We start from the raw sequence: 14446 nt of genomic DNA, 5'->3' as shown, positions 1-14446 counted from the left end.
CGGCACGACCACCCAGCGCAACGCCCCCGTGCAAATCGGCACGGCCACCACCTGGCAAAGTGCTAGTGCTGGCAGCGACTACAGCCTGGCCGTGCGCACCGACGGCACGCTCTGGGCCTGGGGGCCAACGGCAACAACCAACTCGGCGATGGCACCAACCTGCCACGCAACGCCCCCGTGCAAATCGGCACGGCCACCACCTGGCAAAGTGCCAGCGCCGGAGGAATCCACAGCGTGGCCGAGCGCACCGACGGCACGCTCTGGGCCTGGGGTACCAACCGGAGCGGCCAAGTCGGCAGCCGCACCTTATCCACCAACCCGCAGCTGCTCCCGAAGCAGGTCGGCACGGCCACCACGTGGCAAAGCATTAGTGCCGGGCAATACCACAGCCTGGCGGTGCGCACCGACGGCACGCTCTGGGCCTGGGGGTCTAACGAGTATGGTCAGCTCGGCGACGGCACGTTGACCAACCGTTCAACCCCGGTGCAAATCGGCACGGCCACGAACTGGCAGAGCGTGGCCGCCGGTGACATCCACAGCCTGGCGGTGCGCACGGACGGCACGCTCTGGGCCTGGGGCGAGGAAGCGCCGGCCGGCTCGGGGACGGCACCAACACGCAGCGCACCGCCCCGGTGCAAATCGGCACGGGCACGAACTGGCGGAGCGTGGCCGCCGGATGGCTCCACAGCGTGGCCGTGCGCACGGACGGCACCCTCTGGGCCTGGGGGGCTAACTACGTCGGGCAGGTCGGGGCCGGTTTTGGCGGCAGCAACAGCACGTTTTACGCTCCGGTGCAACTGGGCACGGCCACAACCTGGCAGAGCGTCAGCGCCGGCCGCGACCACAGCCTAGCGGTGCGCACCGACGGCACGCTCTGGGGCTGGGGCAACAACAACTACGGCCAGCTCGGGCCCGCCCCTTTCAGCCCGCGTTACGTTCCCACGCAAGTCGGCACGGCCACCACGTGGCAGAGCAGCGGGGTGGGGCTCTCGTACAGCCTGGCCGTGCGCACCGACGGCACGCTCTGGGCCGGGGGCAACAACGACTACGGCATGCTCGGCGACGGCACCACGACGGTGCGCACCGCCCTGGTCCAAATCGGCACCGATGCAACCTGGCAGCGCATTGAGGCGAACTACGGACAAAGCCTGGCCGTGCGCACCGATGGCACGCTCTGGGCCTGGGGGCTGAACACCCAGGCCCAGCTCGGCGACGGCACGTTGACCAACCGCTTAGCCCCGGTGCAAATCGGCACGGGCACCACCTGGCAAAGCGCCAGCGCGGGGGACGGTCACGGCTTGGCCGTGCGCACGGACGGCACCCTCTGGGCTTGGGGCAGCCAGGGCTCCGGTCAACTCGGCATCCCTTGGCAGAGCGCGGTGCCCTTGCTCATCTTCACGGCAAGCGGTCCATTACCCGTAGAGTTGGTCAGCTTTACCGCCCGCCGCACGGGCCCGCGCACCGTGGCCCTGGCCTGGCGCACGGCTTCGGAGCAGAACAACGCCGGTTTCACCATCGAGCACTCCCCGACGGGCGCCAGTTTGCCGCCCTGGGCACCGTGGCCGGCCACGGCACGAGCAGCGCCCCCCGCGCCTACGCTTTTACCGCCGAGCCCGCCCCGAACGCCGCGTACTACCGCCTGGCGCAACGCGACGTAGACGGCGCGGTGGCGTACTCGCCCGTGGTGTTTGTGCCCGCGGCTGGCGCGGCCGGGACCTTGCAGCTCGTGCCCAATCCGGCCCGCGGCCGGGTACAGCTGCCGGGGTTGGGCGCAGTGGCCGCGCTGCAGCTGCTCGACGCGCAGGGGCGCGCCGTGCGCACCGGCACCGGCGCTTCCCTTTCCCTGTCGGGGCTGGCCCCGGGCCTGTACCTGCTGCGGGCCGGCGCGCCCGGCCAGCCCCTCGCACGGCCCGCCTCGTGGTCGAATAGCCCGGTGCACCGGCCTGGCAAGCGCTCCGGTGCCCCGCTCTGGCCGGGGCGCCGGAAGGGCCGCGCGAGGATTGTTGGCCTCGGTTAAAAGTTTGGTGCGAAGGTTAAACGACGAACTGGTTATCGTTCTCAACTTGGCTATAAATACTTCCCATACGTCAACTGATCGGTCATTAACAGGATTTCCAGATAGGCCGAACTCGCTCTGAAGATTACGCAATAGCCAGCTTTTCAGTGAGCCATTACCTGGTTTATCCCAGGTCGGCCTATCAGTCATTGGCCCTGCTGCTTGCAGTACCGGATAGGTCAACAAGGTGGGGCCATCACGATGCATAACTGGTTCCACTTTCTGGCCCCCTTCTACCTGCTCATCTCCCACCAATTGGTTGGGGCCAGCAAGGCGTGGCTTTTTGAACCACGGCAACGCTTAATGAAAGGCAGATAAGTCAACGTTATCAGGCCCTATCATTTGAAAGTAATGTCGCTCTATTAACCCCCAACCTAGGGATAAGGAAAGCTTATCGTACCTAAAAAGGTAACGCCTGCCAGTACTCCTGCCAAAGTGACTTGACGCATCTGGCCCGCCTTGCGAGAGGGCATCGCGCAACGGCCGCTTACAGGATCACCACGACGGAAAATCCGGCGGTGCCGCTTTGGTAATAAGGCAGCACGACGGCCCGGTTCGGCAGGCCTTTGACCAGGACGCGCTGCATATAAGGATACACCCAGTACGCGAGCTCCGTCGAGAGCAGGCCCACGCCCGCCCCCGCCAACACATCGGAGCACCAGTGGTTGTCCTTCGCCACGCGCAGGGTGGCGACCCCCGTCGCCACGGCGTAGCCTCCGACGCTATACCAGACGCTACGTTCCCCGTACTCCCGGTCCAACAAGCGGGCGGCGGAAAAGGCGGCGCTCGTGTGCTGGCTGGGAAAGGAATCAAAGCTGTTGCCCTGGGGCCGCTCGACGTGCGTGAGCCGCTTTAGGTTGCTGGTCAGCGCGTTGTTAAGGGTGTAGGTCAGGGCAAAGAGCAACGCCTGGTTGCCGGGGCTGTGCGTGCCCGTGACGCCCATCAGGCTGAGGCCAACGGCCGCGTAGGCGGGCACGTGGCGCAGCTGGTCGTCGACGGAGGTGCGGAACGGCTGGAGGTGCTCCCGCAGCTCTTCGCGCAGTTCCTCATCGGATTCAACGAGGGCCACCCGGTGGGTGGTCAGCGCGCCGGCACCCAGCAGCAGCACCGGCACCAGTACCCGCCGTCCCGCCGGTTGAAGGACCCCGCCCGCCCGGCGGCGAAGCAGCGTCGGCCGGGCGGGAAAAGCCCCGAGTCAGCGGCCACAGGTTGCTGGGCCCGACCGGGAACCGAGGCCACGAGCAGCCCGCCCACCAGCAACTGCGGAAAGAAAGAACGCCCCATGCGCATGGTAATGGCGAAGAAGGATAGCGAAAAGAAACGGGGCCGGGAACCGGCACGCGCCGGGTGTGGCGGTTCCTGGCTTTAGCGCCCCGTCGTCCTGCAACACGGGGGCTTGGCGCAACTGTTCCCGCTTGGCCAAGACGAGGGCCCGCCGCGTCTGGCAACGGCTACGATAACGCCCGACCGGGTACGCCCCCCGACGAATCGTGTTGGCGTCGGCTCAAAACCGAAGTGCTCAACGGCGGCCGCTTCGCCAACCTCGCGGAAGCGGGACTGGAAATCAGTCATGACATCGCCTACTACCATGCCGAACGACGTGATTCCGCCCGCGGCGATCGGGCGCCCAACCACGTCGAAAGCCACCTGCAACCCAGGTCCCAACGCTGTCCGGCGTAGCTATACCACCTCACTTATTCCCTGACCCAGCACCGATTTGCATAAATAATTTAACCATCCTCATGAAAACCGCGTTCGATATCGCGTGCGAAGCCTGTCAGTTGCGCAAACAGGCCGAGCACCAAGCCCATTTTCGGCAGTTGCAGCGCGAAGTAGCGCGCCTGCCCCAGGCGCCAATGAGTGGCCCCAACACTCCCCGTGCGCTCCCCAAACGGGCCCGAATCTAAGTAACTCCTTTCCGGGTGAGCCGAATCGGAGCCAGTCGGCTCCTTTCATCCGAAGGGTATTGTTCGCCGGTACGGGCCCCCTCCCCCCCTCCACGGGCGCGTTGGCGAGCCCACCCGACGCGGCCGCCAACTGGTGGACGCCGGGCCGGCCGCGGGCGAACCACCCGCCCTGGGGTCAATTGGGCGACCAGGTGCCTTGCTGCAAGGCTAGGCGGAAGTACACCAAGGGCCGGAGTTGCTCGGGGTGCTTCAGCACGTGCGTGAGGTACGCGCCCTCGGCGGGCGTCAGCGCAATCCAGGCCACGGAATAGCCGTTCAACACCACCGCAATTTTCCACGGGTTGGCGCGGCGGACGAGCCGTCCTTCGAAGTCATCGTCCTCAAAGGCCTCCAGTTGGGACAAGGCACTGCTCATGTACAGTGAACGCACGAACGGCCCGGGCGTTATGGCCCAGTTGGGCCGGCGGGGTACGCGGGCGCCGTGCTTTTCCCGTAGCTCCGCTAGCGGCCTTGGTCACGAGAAGGCTGATGCGGGCCCTGGCCGGCGCGAAGGGTCGCGGGCGGCGCCAAGCCCGGCGCCCGGCTTCCCCTCCACCCAAGTACGCCTCGGCATTGGGCCAGCCCCAGGAGTTGCGCGTGATGGCGTTCCCCGGCCGGCGTGCGGGCCGGGCACCGGGGCCGGAAATGGAGATCACTTCGGTGTTACCTTAGGCAACCCCTTGCCCCCCGCGATGAACGAAACAGAACGCTTGCTGGCGCGACTCGTGGAAGGGCGCCAGACGCCCTCGGTGCAGTACGTGTTTTTCGACCAGGACCGCACTATTCAACACACGCAGCTTGGGTATGCGGATGTCCTGCACCGCCGCGGAACGACCGCGCAAACCACCTACCAGGCGTACTCGGTCACCAAGACCTTCACGGCGTTGGCCCTCCTGCAATTGGCCGAACAGCACCGGCTGGCCCTGGACCAGCCCGCCTTGTCCTATTTGCCCGACTTTCCCTACGGGCTGGACATCACGGTCCGGCACCTGCTCACGCACACGGCCGGCCTTCCCAATCCGCTGCCGCTGGGGTGGATCCACCTGGCCAGCGAACACCCGACCTTTGACAGCCGGGCCTTTTTCCAGCGGATTTTTCGCCAGCACCCCACGCCCCGGACTCCGCCAAACCAGCGCTTTGCGTACTCCAACCTGGGCTACGTGCTGCTGGGGCAAGTCATCGAGCACGTGTCGGGCCTGCGCTACGAGGACTACGTGCGCCAGCACATTCTCGCCCCGCTGCAGCTCACCGCCCGCGAGTTGGGTTTTGCCGTGGCAGACGCCCGCTGCCACGCCAAGGGCTACCACAAGCGCACGAGTTTCTCCTACCTACTCCTGGGATGGCTGCTGGACAAGGACAAATACATGAACCCGGCGGAAGGGATGTGGAAGCCGTTCAAAACGGTGTACGTCAACGGCGCGTCGTATGGCGGTTTGATCGGCACCGCCCCCGCCTTTGTCCGGTACCTGCAAGCGCTGCTCACCAGCCATTCGGTCCTGCTTTCGGACGAGTACAAACAGCAGCTCTTTGCCGAAAACCGCACCAATGACCACCGTCCCACCGGGATGTGCCTGGCGTGGTTTCGGGGCCAGCCTGCAAGGGACCGACTACGTGGCCCATGCGGGCGGCGGCGGCGGGTATTACTGTGAATTACGTCTCTACCCGGCTCTAAAAAAGGGCAGCGTGCTGCTGATGAACCGCACCGGGCTGAAGGACGAACGGTACTTAGACCAGGTGGATTCATTCTTGCTGGGTACCGGCTAGCCCACCGGGGCCATCCCCTACGCCTTTTGGATGCCCGGCGGGGCCAGATGCCCTAGCGGAGCTGGCGCAGGGTCGTGTGCAGCACGCGCACCAAGCGGGCGTGCAGCTCGGCGACGGGCACCTGCTCCCGCTGGCGGGCCCGGGCCTGCAGCCGTTCCCGCACCACGGGCAGGCCCGGGTGCCGCCCGGCGTCCAGGTTGGCCAACGCTTGGGTCAGGCCGTGAAACCGCTCGTGCAAGCCGGCCGCGCCGGCGGGCGCGAGCGCCACCGAGGCCACGCACTGCCCGTCGCGCAGCACGACCAGCACCCAGGGGTGCACCGACTGCACCAGCAGGCCGGTGTAGGACTGGCCGTGGAAGGCTTCGAGTCGCTGAAATGGCTTCGAGTTGGAGCATTATCATTCTACTATGTTTACACACGCCGGCTGTACGGCCCCGACCTTGGTGATCAGGCGCTAGGCGGATCAGTCGACGCACGCCCCCCGCCGGGTGGCCCGTGGCCCACCGTGCTTGCCGCAAGGCCAGCCGGAAGTACCCCAACGGCCGCCGCTGTTCGGACCCGCTCAAGGCGGGGTGAGGTCCTGCCGCTCGGCGAGCGGCAGCGGGACCGAGGCCACGGACTGCCCGCCCCGCAGGACGGCAATCGCCCACGGCTCCCCGGACCGGACGAGCAGGCCCGGGTAGCGGGGCCTGGGAAAAGTTCGAGGCGCTGCAAGGCCGTGTTCCTCTTTACTATTGCGCCTAAGGGTCGTATTTCAACCATTCCGGGCGGGCCGTGCTCCGCTGCGTGCGCCGCCCTCGTCCGACGGGTGGCGCGGCCCTGCCCGCCCGCTACGACCGCGCCGGCGGGCCCTGCAAGGCCCGGCGGAATGCCTCCAGCGACTGCAGGTGGTGCGGCGCGGGCAGGGCCCGGCGAATGGCTTCCCATTCGCCGGGACGCAACGGGACGGTGGCCACGCACCGCCCGCCTTGGAGCACGGCCAGTTCTTCCGGGGGCCACACTGGACCACCAGGGCTTGATACTCGGCATGCCGAAAAGCGGCCAAGCGCTGCAGGGCGTTGTTCATGGCAGTTTAAAAACAAAAGATAGGGTTTATTTAAGCATATCCCTGCTCTTTCGTTAATAAATAATCCGCCCGCGGCCCAGTGGTCCTGATTTCGCGGCTCCGCCGGGCCCAGGCCTGCCGCCGGTCCCGGGAGGTTACGACAAGCTCATCATTATATAATAATTTAATTAAATAATTATAGTATTGCTTGCAATTACCATTCCGTCTGTATAAGTTGGCGTATCGTTTACCCTTTTCCTCTTTTTTCACCTCCCCCAGCGCGACCCCTTGGAGACCAGCGATGGACTTCTGGGCGAACCGCTTGCCCTCCGACGCCGGGGCCCCGCCACCGGGAGAATACAAGAACGCCACGGCCGCTCTGGTCGTGGCGTTCTTGTATTCGCTATTCCAGACGATACAAATTGAACGTAACTATCGGAATGCGCTACCTATTGTTCCGCTCCGTCGTTTAAGGCGGTGGCCTTTTTCCGTTTGCTTCCCCGCGATGGGCCTGTACCTGCCCCATTGGCAGGCCGTTGTGTGCCGACGTTGGCCAGCGCGTGCGTCGGGCAACGGACCCGGACGCCCAGGCCGGGGGCCGGCACCGGGCGGGGTACTCCGAGTCGCTGGTGGCCCGTGGCCCGAACCGCGGCGGTTGGGAAGGCCGGTCTCATGGGCGCACACGAGTCGCCCCAGCCGCCCCTGCGCGGGAATCGCACGCCCCTTCGTCGCTAAACGTTAACCCTTCGGGCGCTTCCGACCTCTCCCATCGCGGTGCGCCGGGCGAAAACGTTCCCACCCCTGGTACGGAGGGAAATGGCCACCCGGAGGCGCCAAACGGGAAGGGCTCCGGTTCGCCGTCCAGGGGCTACCCTTTCCGTCCTATGGCTCGTTGAAGCAAAGCACAGGGTTTCTAAGAAAAAACATGCTCGTTCTGAAAGGAATGGGCTTTTTTTAGTTCATTCAAAGCGAATGTTAAAATAGGTGAACAGAAAATAGTTACATTTAGGGCAGTGTAACTATATGGCAAACGTTATATTTCGCTGATTATGCACAAGACCCTGCAAAAATTAGAGGCCTACCTGAGCCGGGACTACACCGCGTTACTGGTGCAATCGGTTTACCCCTGGGACCTGGTGATCATGCGCGCAGGACGATGCGTGGACTCGGTTTCCCTGACGGCCAAGGAGGGAGAGTTCCTGCTCAACGCCCTGGGCGACGCCTCCCCGCTGCAGCCCATTGTGTTTTTTATTAGAGCCTTGCACCAGGGCTATTGGCCCAGCCAGAAAAGCAGCGACGCCAAGCCCACCGGCGCGTTTGCGGGGGAGCTAATTAGTTCTTCGAGCAGCCGCTGAGCATGCACGGCAGGCAGAACTAGGATTTTATTTAAAATGTCAAGCTCCTGCGCCAGCCGCTTGTTGGCGGGCCCGCAGGGCGCGCACCTCCGGGTCGCGCGCCACTGCTTCGCTGCCCACTTCGGCCACGAGCTGCGCCTGCTGCCAGCGGTGGAGCCGCTTAGGGCGGATGCCCTACCGGGTACGACCCAACTGCTGCGCGGCGGCCTGCGTGCCGCGGCTTTCCGAGGCCAGGCGCCAGGCCTCCGCCTTAAACGCCTCGTCGTATTTACGCCGTTGGTTGGGCGACGATCCGCTTGATTTTGCTGCCATCACAGAAGAAATAGACGTCCTTCTTCTGTCCTCCTTGCCTAGACCACCTCATGACTGTTTAGACTATAATACCCCTAACCTTTTAGGCCGTTGGTGCAACGCAAAAAGAGGCAGAAGCTACTGGAGCTTCCGCCTCTTTTATTTTCTGACGCAGGGCAGGGCTTTACATGTGAATGGCCCGGTCACCAGTTGCAGCCAGCGGAAGGATACCTGCCGCCGACGGCAATGCTGTATGAGCGCTTATTTGGTGGACCGGCGCGCTAGGCGGCGCGCGCGGAGCTGCTTGATACCGAAAGCGACACCGCCAGCCAGCAGCAGCGAAACGCCGCCATCGATGGGCACCGCTGTCGGGTCAAGCGGGGTGGCGGGCGCCGGGCCGCCCGAGCCTGGGCCAACGCCGGCAGGCTGGTCAGCACAGATAAGGCCAGCAAGCCTATGGCGGAAGAAAAAAGGATTTCATAGAATTGGGTACTTTAAGAGCAATACAGAACCGGCCCCGTACAGGGGCCGGCTCTGTATAATTTATTGAATCACGACGCGCTTGGCCAACGTGGTAGCTCCTACCTGCAGGCGCAGGGTGTAGACCCCAGCGGCCAGGCCGGTAGCGTCCACGGCGAGGCGGGCACCCGCGGCAGACAAAGCAGTATTCTGGCGGCGCATTACCTGGCCCAACGAGTTGAGCAGGTCGGCGTGCACTTGCGTGGCCCCGTCTATGGCCGGCACTTGAACGGTGAAGGCGTTGTGGGCCGGGTTGGGGTAGAGCGTCACCTCGGCGGCCGTTAGGGCCTGGGCATTGGCGAGGGCGGTGCGGGCAGCAAAGTGCAGCGTGAAACGGCCCGTCATCGAAGCGGCGGCTTGGGCGCTAGTTACGCTGAACGAGTAAGCCGGCTGCAAACGCAGGTTCACGGTTTGGCCCGTGGCGGCATCGGTGAGCAGGGCATCGAGGCTGGCGGGCAGGTTGACGATGGTGGCGGCAGCCAGCGTGTAGGTGCCGGCCGCGGGCACGCCCACGGTCAGCGGGAGCACGGTGGAAGCAGTGAAGGCCGGGCGGCCATCAATGGCCAAGGCTTCGCTGGTGGCGGCTACGCTGGCCAAGTTCAGGCCCGACGGGTTGGTCAGTTTCAGGGCGTCATAGAGCGCATCGAATCCGGAGGTGGCGCTGGTCTGGGCATAGGCATAGAGCATGTCGGCGGTCCCATTACCGGCACGCAGGCTCGAGCTGCACCACGGGCCGGCTGTCGGTTGTGGAGCGCTGAAATGCGGTGCTGTTAGGCGTAGTCAGGCGCTGGCTGTTGCGGAAGGTGAGCGAGGCCGCAGTCTGGCCGCTGCTGACGTGGGCAAAGAAACCCTGGGCAACCGGCAGCACGGGGTTGCCGATGCCAGGGTTGGTACCCACGGGGGCAGGTAAGCGCGGTACTGGCCGGCATAGGGGCCGGAGCTAGCGTAAACGGAGATGGCAGCGTCCAGACCCGTGCGGTCGCCTTCAGCTACTAAGCTATAGTCGAGCGGCGCGGGGTAAGGATTGCCGACCAGCTGCCAGCCGGCGTCGGCGGCGTTGGCCGAGGCGGCCGCGTTGCGGCTCAGGTTCAGGCTCTGGTTGCCGTTGGTGAGCTGGCCTACAAAATCAACCAGCGGCGAAGCGCTGATGTTGACCGCGTAGCCCCGGCCCACGGCCAGCGGAGAAGCCAAGCTGGCTGGAACCACGAACCCTTTGTCGAAAGCCGAATAATTGTTGGTAACCGTAGCCAGGCGGCTTTGGTCGTAGGCAAATACGGTGGGGAACGGGGTGGTGAAGCCCGGCGTGGCCGAAGTGTTGTAAACGCTGCCCTGGCTGATTTCAGGCGTGAAGCCGGCCGTGGCCAGGTCGCCCACCGTGCTACCCGAAACCGGGGCGCTGTAGTGGCGGTAGCCCAAGCCGCTGTTGGTCGAGGCGATGTAGCGCTGTACGGTGGCAGTGCCGTTTACTACGCCCGTGCCGTTGTTGTTCACCAGGGCCGTACCGGCCGCATCGGAGAGCAGCGTTAGCGTCTGGCCGTTGGTGGAAAGGTTGCCGCTGGCCGGGGCCAATACACCGTGGATGCGCACGGCACCGCTTTGGATGGCGCCGTTGGCGTTGGCAATGGTCAGGCTCCACAACTGGGTGATGCCGCTCCCGCCAAGGATTTGCGTTGCGGTACCGTTGCTCAGGCTCATAGTACCAGCGGTGGCGCTGATGGTGCCGCTGTTGCTCAGGTTGCCTTTCAAGTCGAGGGTGCCGCCGCTTTGTGTGAGGCTGGCGCCGGTGCCAATGGTTAGGTTATTGGCGGCCGCGTTGCCAGCGGCAATCAGCGGGTAGGGCGACGTGTTGGAGGGAATACCAGCATCCAAGGTGCTGCTGGGCACGCCGGCCGACCAGTTCGTGGCCGTAAACCAATCGGTGGTGCGGTTGCCCAACCAAACGGTTGATGTCACTACTGGCGCTACAACAAAGCTCGGCAGGCTGGCCGTATTTGTGTCAATCGTAATGGCACCCTCGCGCGAAAGGCCCCGGCCTATCAGCGAAGCGCCGGCAATCATGTTGATGGCGCCGTTCACGAGCAGCGTACCCCGCATCACCGAATTTCGGCCCAACGTGACCTGCCCGCCTATCTGCCAGTACACATTGCTGGGAGTAGCACCGTTTTGCGTCAACACGAGGGAATTTTCGCCCGTGGTCAAGGCCCCGGTTACCCGAAGGAAGAACTTCGCGTTTGGGTCGCCGCCGCCGTCCAGAATCAGGGTGCCGGCCAGGGTGCTCGCCCCGCCCACGCAGTAGGAGCCGGGACCCATCGTGACGGCCGGGGTTCCGCCGTATACGGCCACCGGCGTTACGCACGGAATGGTCGACATGTAGCCGTAGGCCGTTTGCACATCCGTGGCGGCTTGCGTCGCATAAGCGTCGGCCACGTGAATGTTGCCGTTCACCACGCCGAGCGGAAAACCGTTGAAGGCGCCGGCATTGGTGCCAATGTCGCCGTTGATGATGGTGGGGCCGGAATTTTCGACGGCGCCAACCGCCGTAAATAATGCAAAGCTGGAAGCGGCCCCTAGAGCCGGGGCAACCTGCCCACTACTTGTCTTCGGGGAGCCCAGCAGCGCGGCAACGGATAGCAAAAAGTAAGCGATTTGTCATACGGCGGAATTGAAGGATAAATGGATTTGCATACTGCAAAGCTCCTCTTCCTACACCCCGTTCGTCTTACACAATTTCCGAAATGATTTACATCATTCGCAATACCTTATACCGGCCGCTTCTTGTGCTTAAGTTGCTTGAAGAAGGTCGGCGTCAGCCCGGTTTCTTTTTTGAATTGGCCGGAGAGGTGCGCTACGCTGCTGTAGTTCATCTTCGCAGCAATTTCAGTCAGGCTCAACTCGTCGTACAGCAGCAATTCTTTCACCCGTTCCATCTTGTGCCGGATGATGCTGCGCTCAATGGTGACGCCGGTAGATTCCGAAAACAAGGTGGCCACCTGGCTATATCCCGCTTCAGCTGCTGGCTGATGTAGTCGGAGTTTTTATTTTCGGCAGCGCATCGGCATGGTGCACCAGTTGGATAATGAGGGCTTGCACTTGCTCAATCAACTCACCCTTGCCCTTATCCAGCAGCTCCACGCCCAGGTCTTCTAATTCGCGCTGCAATTGGGCGTGCTGCTCCGCCGTGATGTCTTGCTTGAACTCGACTTCGCCTAAGTCCACCTGACCGTAATGCAGCCCGAGCTTGTCAAGCTTGGCTTGCACGTCCAGCTTGCAGCGCACGCTGACCATGTATTTGATGTAAAGTTTCATGGGGACTGTATGGGCGCCGGAAGCGGCACTGCTTCGCCCGAAACACCCGGCCACAGGGGTAGGCAGAGCCGCCTACGGGTCAGATAGCAAAGAGTTTATTCCCAACGTGTTTTGCCACCTTGGCGTTGCCGGCCCTTGGCACGTACTACTCAGCGGCACCGCCTGAAACATCTTAAGCACCAATTGCCCAAGCCAACCCGGTGCCATTGCGGCTAATAAGATAATAGATAAGCGGCAGGGGCAGAAGGAGCTTCGAGTTGCTTCTTGTTTCTGGTATTTTCTACTCCAGCATAATGCCAAACCGCTCTCTATGAAATCAAAAGGCCTGATTGCTCCTTTCGCTTTTCGGACCGTTTAGGTGAACGGTCCGTTACCGGGGTAGAAATGCCTCCTGTCGTTGATTCGTGCCAGCAACGGCCACCTGTTGGGTCCGCGCGGTTCATCTTCGCGGGATGAAAGACCAGTTGATTAAGCGCCTGACGGAGTATTACAAACTGGAGCGCTTCCACGTCGTCTGGCTTTCGCTGTTTGGCCTATTTCTCAACGTCAAGTACGGGTGGCGGCCCACGCTGTTGTTGACGTACGGCATCGGCTTGGTGCTGCTGGTGCTGGCGCAAGGCACTTATTACTGGCGCCAAAAACTGGCCACGGTGCAAGGGGAACGCCGTCGACCCGAACGCATCCTGCGGCACTTCCACGGCTTCCAATGGGTGAACGTGTGCGTTATCGTGGCCTACCCCGTGCTGGTAATGCTGTTGAACGCCCGGTTTGCGCACACTTGGGCCGCGCAAACCCACACGGAGTGGGCGCTGTTCGCTTACCTGTTTGGCGTAGCCGAACACGTGAACTACTACCACGTGCAGCTGATGTATGACAACCGCAACGATTGGCGGTATCTGCGGGCTTACAAAAGGTTAAAAATGGCTGCCCTTCGAAAGGATTTCAAGAAGAACACTTTGTAAACGCTCCTTCAATTGAACGGGCCTAGTTTACTTCGCTACCGTTTTCTTGAACGGATAGCGCAACAGGTATTCCTTGCTACTCTTGAGTAAGAAGGGTAGCGCACCGCACACGACTTGCTTTTGGTCCACCCTTTCTCACCAGGTCACCTCACACCCGGCGCGGAGCACGCCCGTCGTCAGTGCGCCAGGGCCGGTATCGCTTTCGCCTGAAAGAACTCGTCCACCTTTTGGTTGAACTCGTCGGCATGCTCCCGGAGCGTGGCGTGGCCGCTGTTGGGCACTATCCACAGCCAGGCGCGGCGCAGGTGGCGGTAGATGGCCACCGTATGGGCGTGCGTGATGATGTCCCGGTCGCCGGCGATGATGAAGGCGGGGGCCGTAATCTGCCGCAGCGTCGCCAGCGGAATGTTGGGCTGCAACACATCCAGTTTAAATACCTTCCATTTATTGCGCTGCACCGGGTCGGGAAAGGCCTTGCCTTTATTCGCCTGGTAGACTACCTGTTGCTGTTTCCACACCGCCGGTACTAGGGCCGCGGAGTCGGGCGACAGGTTGGCCCCCGTGGACGCCAGGCGCCGCACTTTTTGGGGTGCCGGAGTGCGAGTGCCAGGGCGTTGATGCCGCCATCACTCCAGCCCAGCACGTTCACCGAATCCAGGCGCAACGCGGTGAGCAGGCCGGCAAAGTCATCGGCCATCATCTCAAAGCTGAGCGAGTCGCCCGGGTCCACCGACTTGCCGTGCGCCCGGCTGTCCACGGCAATCACCTGGTACCGTTGGGCGAAGTAGGGGATGTTGGCCTTGAACTTCTCGATGCTCCCGCCATTGCCGTGAATCAGCAACAGGGGTTGGCCTTTGCCATACACTTCGTAGTAGAGCTTGACTCCCCGCACCAGTTGGTAATGGCCCGCGGCCGGGTTATTGCCGTACGGCACGGGCTGGCCCACGGCGCGTAGGCCCGAGAGGAGGATGAGCAAAAGCAGCAGGTAGGGACGCATCGCGAGGCAGCTAATCAGGTGGCGTTGGTGGGGGCGCCGACGTCGAGCCGGCCCGCGTTTACACGAAGCTGAGCGGGCGCTGCCAGAGACGAAGCCTCTTGCTCCCCCGCAAAGCGCCCCTTCCAGCGAAGGTGCAAGCTACGTTTAGCGCCGCGTTTTGAGCACGCGAGCTAAGCCCTGCCAGCGGCTTGGCTCGCCTTCCCGC

Annotated in this window: 19 protein-coding genes and 1 pseudogene; 7 read left to right on the top strand and 13 right to left on the bottom strand. The window is 63.2% G+C overall.

What is annotated here, in order from left to right; all coding sequences use genetic code 11:
* Positions 1-111: 111 nt before the first annotated feature.
* The 3 genes and pseudogenes from ACFQT0_RS30885 to ACFQT0_RS30875 form a co-directional block, all read left to right on the top strand.
* Positions 112-573: pseudogene (locus ACFQT0_RS30885) on the top strand (RCC1 domain-containing protein); the annotation flags it as partial.
* Positions 567-1658: an RCC1 domain-containing protein gene (locus tag ACFQT0_RS30880; protein ID WP_380207513.1), complete on the top strand. Its 1092-nt coding sequence runs from the start codon at positions 567-569 to the stop codon at positions 1656-1658. The pseudogene ACFQT0_RS30885 and the gene ACFQT0_RS30880, both read left to right, overlap by 7 nt.
* Complete coding sequence (locus tag ACFQT0_RS30875; protein ID WP_380207371.1) at positions 1559-2017, top strand: hypothetical protein; 459 nt, start codon at positions 1559-1561, stop codon at positions 2015-2017. The genes ACFQT0_RS30880 and ACFQT0_RS30875 overlap by 100 nt, the downstream gene beginning before the upstream one ends.
* Positions 2018-2543: 526 nt before the next feature.
* Here the strand turns inward: ACFQT0_RS30875 and ACFQT0_RS30870 are convergent.
* Both ACFQT0_RS30870 and ACFQT0_RS30865 read right to left on the bottom strand, forming a co-directional pair.
* Positions 2544-3170 carry a phosphatase PAP2 family protein gene (locus ACFQT0_RS30870; protein ID WP_380207369.1) on the bottom strand — a complete coding sequence of 209 codons (627 nt, stop codon included), beginning with the start codon at positions 3168-3170 and terminating at the stop codon, positions 2544-2546.
* Positions 3137-3346 (bottom strand): hypothetical protein, encoded by a 210-nt coding sequence (locus ACFQT0_RS30865; protein ID WP_380207368.1) that lies wholly within the window; start codon positions 3344-3346, stop codon positions 3137-3139. Before ACFQT0_RS30865 ends, ACFQT0_RS30870 begins: the two co-directional genes overlap by 34 nt.
* Before the next feature lie 225 nt (positions 3347-3571).
* On the opposite strand from ACFQT0_RS30865, the gene ACFQT0_RS30860 reads away from it, so the two are divergent.
* The gene (locus ACFQT0_RS30860) at positions 3572-3736 is read left to right on the top strand and encodes a hypothetical protein (protein ID WP_380207366.1); all 165 of its coding nucleotides are present in this window, start codon (positions 3572-3574) and stop codon (positions 3734-3736) included.
* 402 nt (positions 3737-4138) lie between these two features.
* On the opposite strand, the gene ACFQT0_RS30855 is transcribed toward ACFQT0_RS30860, so the two are convergent.
* Positions 4139-4378, bottom strand: a complete 240-nt coding sequence (locus ACFQT0_RS30855) for a hypothetical protein (protein ID WP_380207364.1) — start codon at positions 4376-4378, stop codon at positions 4139-4141.
* A 316-nt stretch (positions 4379-4694) separates the two neighbouring features.
* On the opposite strand from ACFQT0_RS30855, the gene ACFQT0_RS30850 reads away from it, so the two are divergent.
* Positions 4695-5651 carry a serine hydrolase domain-containing protein gene (locus ACFQT0_RS30850; RefSeq protein ID WP_380207362.1) on the top strand — a complete coding sequence of 319 codons (957 nt, stop codon included), beginning with the start codon at positions 4695-4697 and terminating at the stop codon, positions 5649-5651.
* Positions 5652-5818: 167 nt separating this feature from the next.
* On the opposite strand, the gene ACFQT0_RS30845 is transcribed toward ACFQT0_RS30850, so the two are convergent.
* Positions 5819-6094: a hypothetical protein gene (locus ACFQT0_RS30845; RefSeq protein ID WP_380207361.1), complete on the bottom strand. Its 276-nt coding sequence runs from the start codon at positions 6092-6094 to the stop codon at positions 5819-5821.
* Between the two features lie 502 nt (positions 6095-6596).
* Complete coding sequence (locus ACFQT0_RS30840) at positions 6597-6767, bottom strand: hypothetical protein (RefSeq protein WP_380207359.1); 171 nt, start codon at positions 6765-6767, stop codon at positions 6597-6599.
* 1093 nt (positions 6768-7860) lie between these two features.
* Between ACFQT0_RS30840 and ACFQT0_RS30835 the strand changes: the two genes are divergently transcribed.
* Positions 7861-8166, top strand: coding sequence for a hypothetical protein (locus tag ACFQT0_RS30835; protein WP_380207357.1), 306 nt, complete (start codon positions 7861-7863; stop codon positions 8164-8166).
* 174 nt (positions 8167-8340) lie between these two features.
* Here the strand turns inward: ACFQT0_RS30835 and ACFQT0_RS30830 are convergent, their stop codons facing one another.
* The 6 genes from ACFQT0_RS30830 to ACFQT0_RS30805 form a co-directional block, all read right to left on the bottom strand.
* Entirely contained in the window at positions 8341-8478 is a 138-nt protein-coding gene (locus ACFQT0_RS30830; RefSeq protein WP_380207355.1) for a hypothetical protein, read from the bottom strand.
* Between the two features lie 240 nt (positions 8479-8718).
* Entirely contained in the window at positions 8719-8820 is a 102-nt protein-coding gene (locus tag ACFQT0_RS30825; RefSeq protein WP_380207353.1) for a PID-CTERM protein-sorting domain-containing protein, read from the bottom strand.
* Positions 8821-9000: 180 nt separating this feature from the next.
* Entirely contained in the window at positions 9001-9663 is a 663-nt protein-coding gene (locus tag ACFQT0_RS30820; protein ID WP_380207351.1) for a T9SS type A sorting domain-containing protein, read from the bottom strand.
* Between the two features lie 93 nt (positions 9664-9756).
* A complete protein-coding gene (locus ACFQT0_RS30815) occupies positions 9757-11610 on the bottom strand; it encodes an ice-binding family protein (RefSeq protein ID WP_380207349.1) in 1854 nt (617 codons plus the stop codon).
* Positions 11611-11735: 125 nt separating this feature from the next.
* On the bottom strand, positions 11736-11966 hold the full coding sequence (locus ACFQT0_RS30810; RefSeq protein WP_380207347.1) for a helix-turn-helix domain-containing protein: 231 nt from the start codon (positions 11964-11966) through the stop codon (positions 11736-11738).
* A 16-nt stretch (positions 11967-11982) separates the two neighbouring features.
* Positions 11983-12282: a hypothetical protein gene (locus tag ACFQT0_RS30805; RefSeq protein WP_380207346.1), complete on the bottom strand. Its 300-nt coding sequence runs from the start codon at positions 12280-12282 to the stop codon at positions 11983-11985.
* Positions 12283-12734: 452 nt separating this feature from the next.
* Here ACFQT0_RS30805 and ACFQT0_RS30800 point away from each other — a divergent pair, with 452 nt between their 5' ends.
* On the top strand, positions 12735-13244 hold the full coding sequence (locus tag ACFQT0_RS30800; RefSeq protein ID WP_380207344.1) for a hypothetical protein: 510 nt from the start codon (positions 12735-12737) through the stop codon (positions 13242-13244).
* Between the two features lie 176 nt (positions 13245-13420).
* Here the strand turns inward: ACFQT0_RS30800 and ACFQT0_RS30795 are convergent, their stop codons facing one another.
* Both ACFQT0_RS30795 and ACFQT0_RS30790 read right to left on the bottom strand, forming a co-directional pair.
* Positions 13421-13762 carry an alpha/beta fold hydrolase gene (locus ACFQT0_RS30795; RefSeq protein ID WP_380207342.1) on the bottom strand — a complete coding sequence of 114 codons (342 nt, stop codon included), beginning with the start codon at positions 13760-13762 and terminating at the stop codon, positions 13421-13423.
* A gap of 8 nt (positions 13763-13770) precedes the next feature.
* Positions 13771-14241, bottom strand: coding sequence for an alpha/beta fold hydrolase (locus tag ACFQT0_RS30790; protein ID WP_380207340.1), 471 nt, complete (start codon positions 14239-14241; stop codon positions 13771-13773).
* Positions 14242-14446: the final 205 nt, after the last annotated feature.

The organism is Hymenobacter humi (assembly GCF_042665855.1).
GTDB lineage: Bacteria > Bacteroidota > Bacteroidia > Cytophagales > Hymenobacteraceae > Hymenobacter > Hymenobacter humi.
This window is presented reverse-complemented; position numbering and strand designations above follow the sequence as displayed.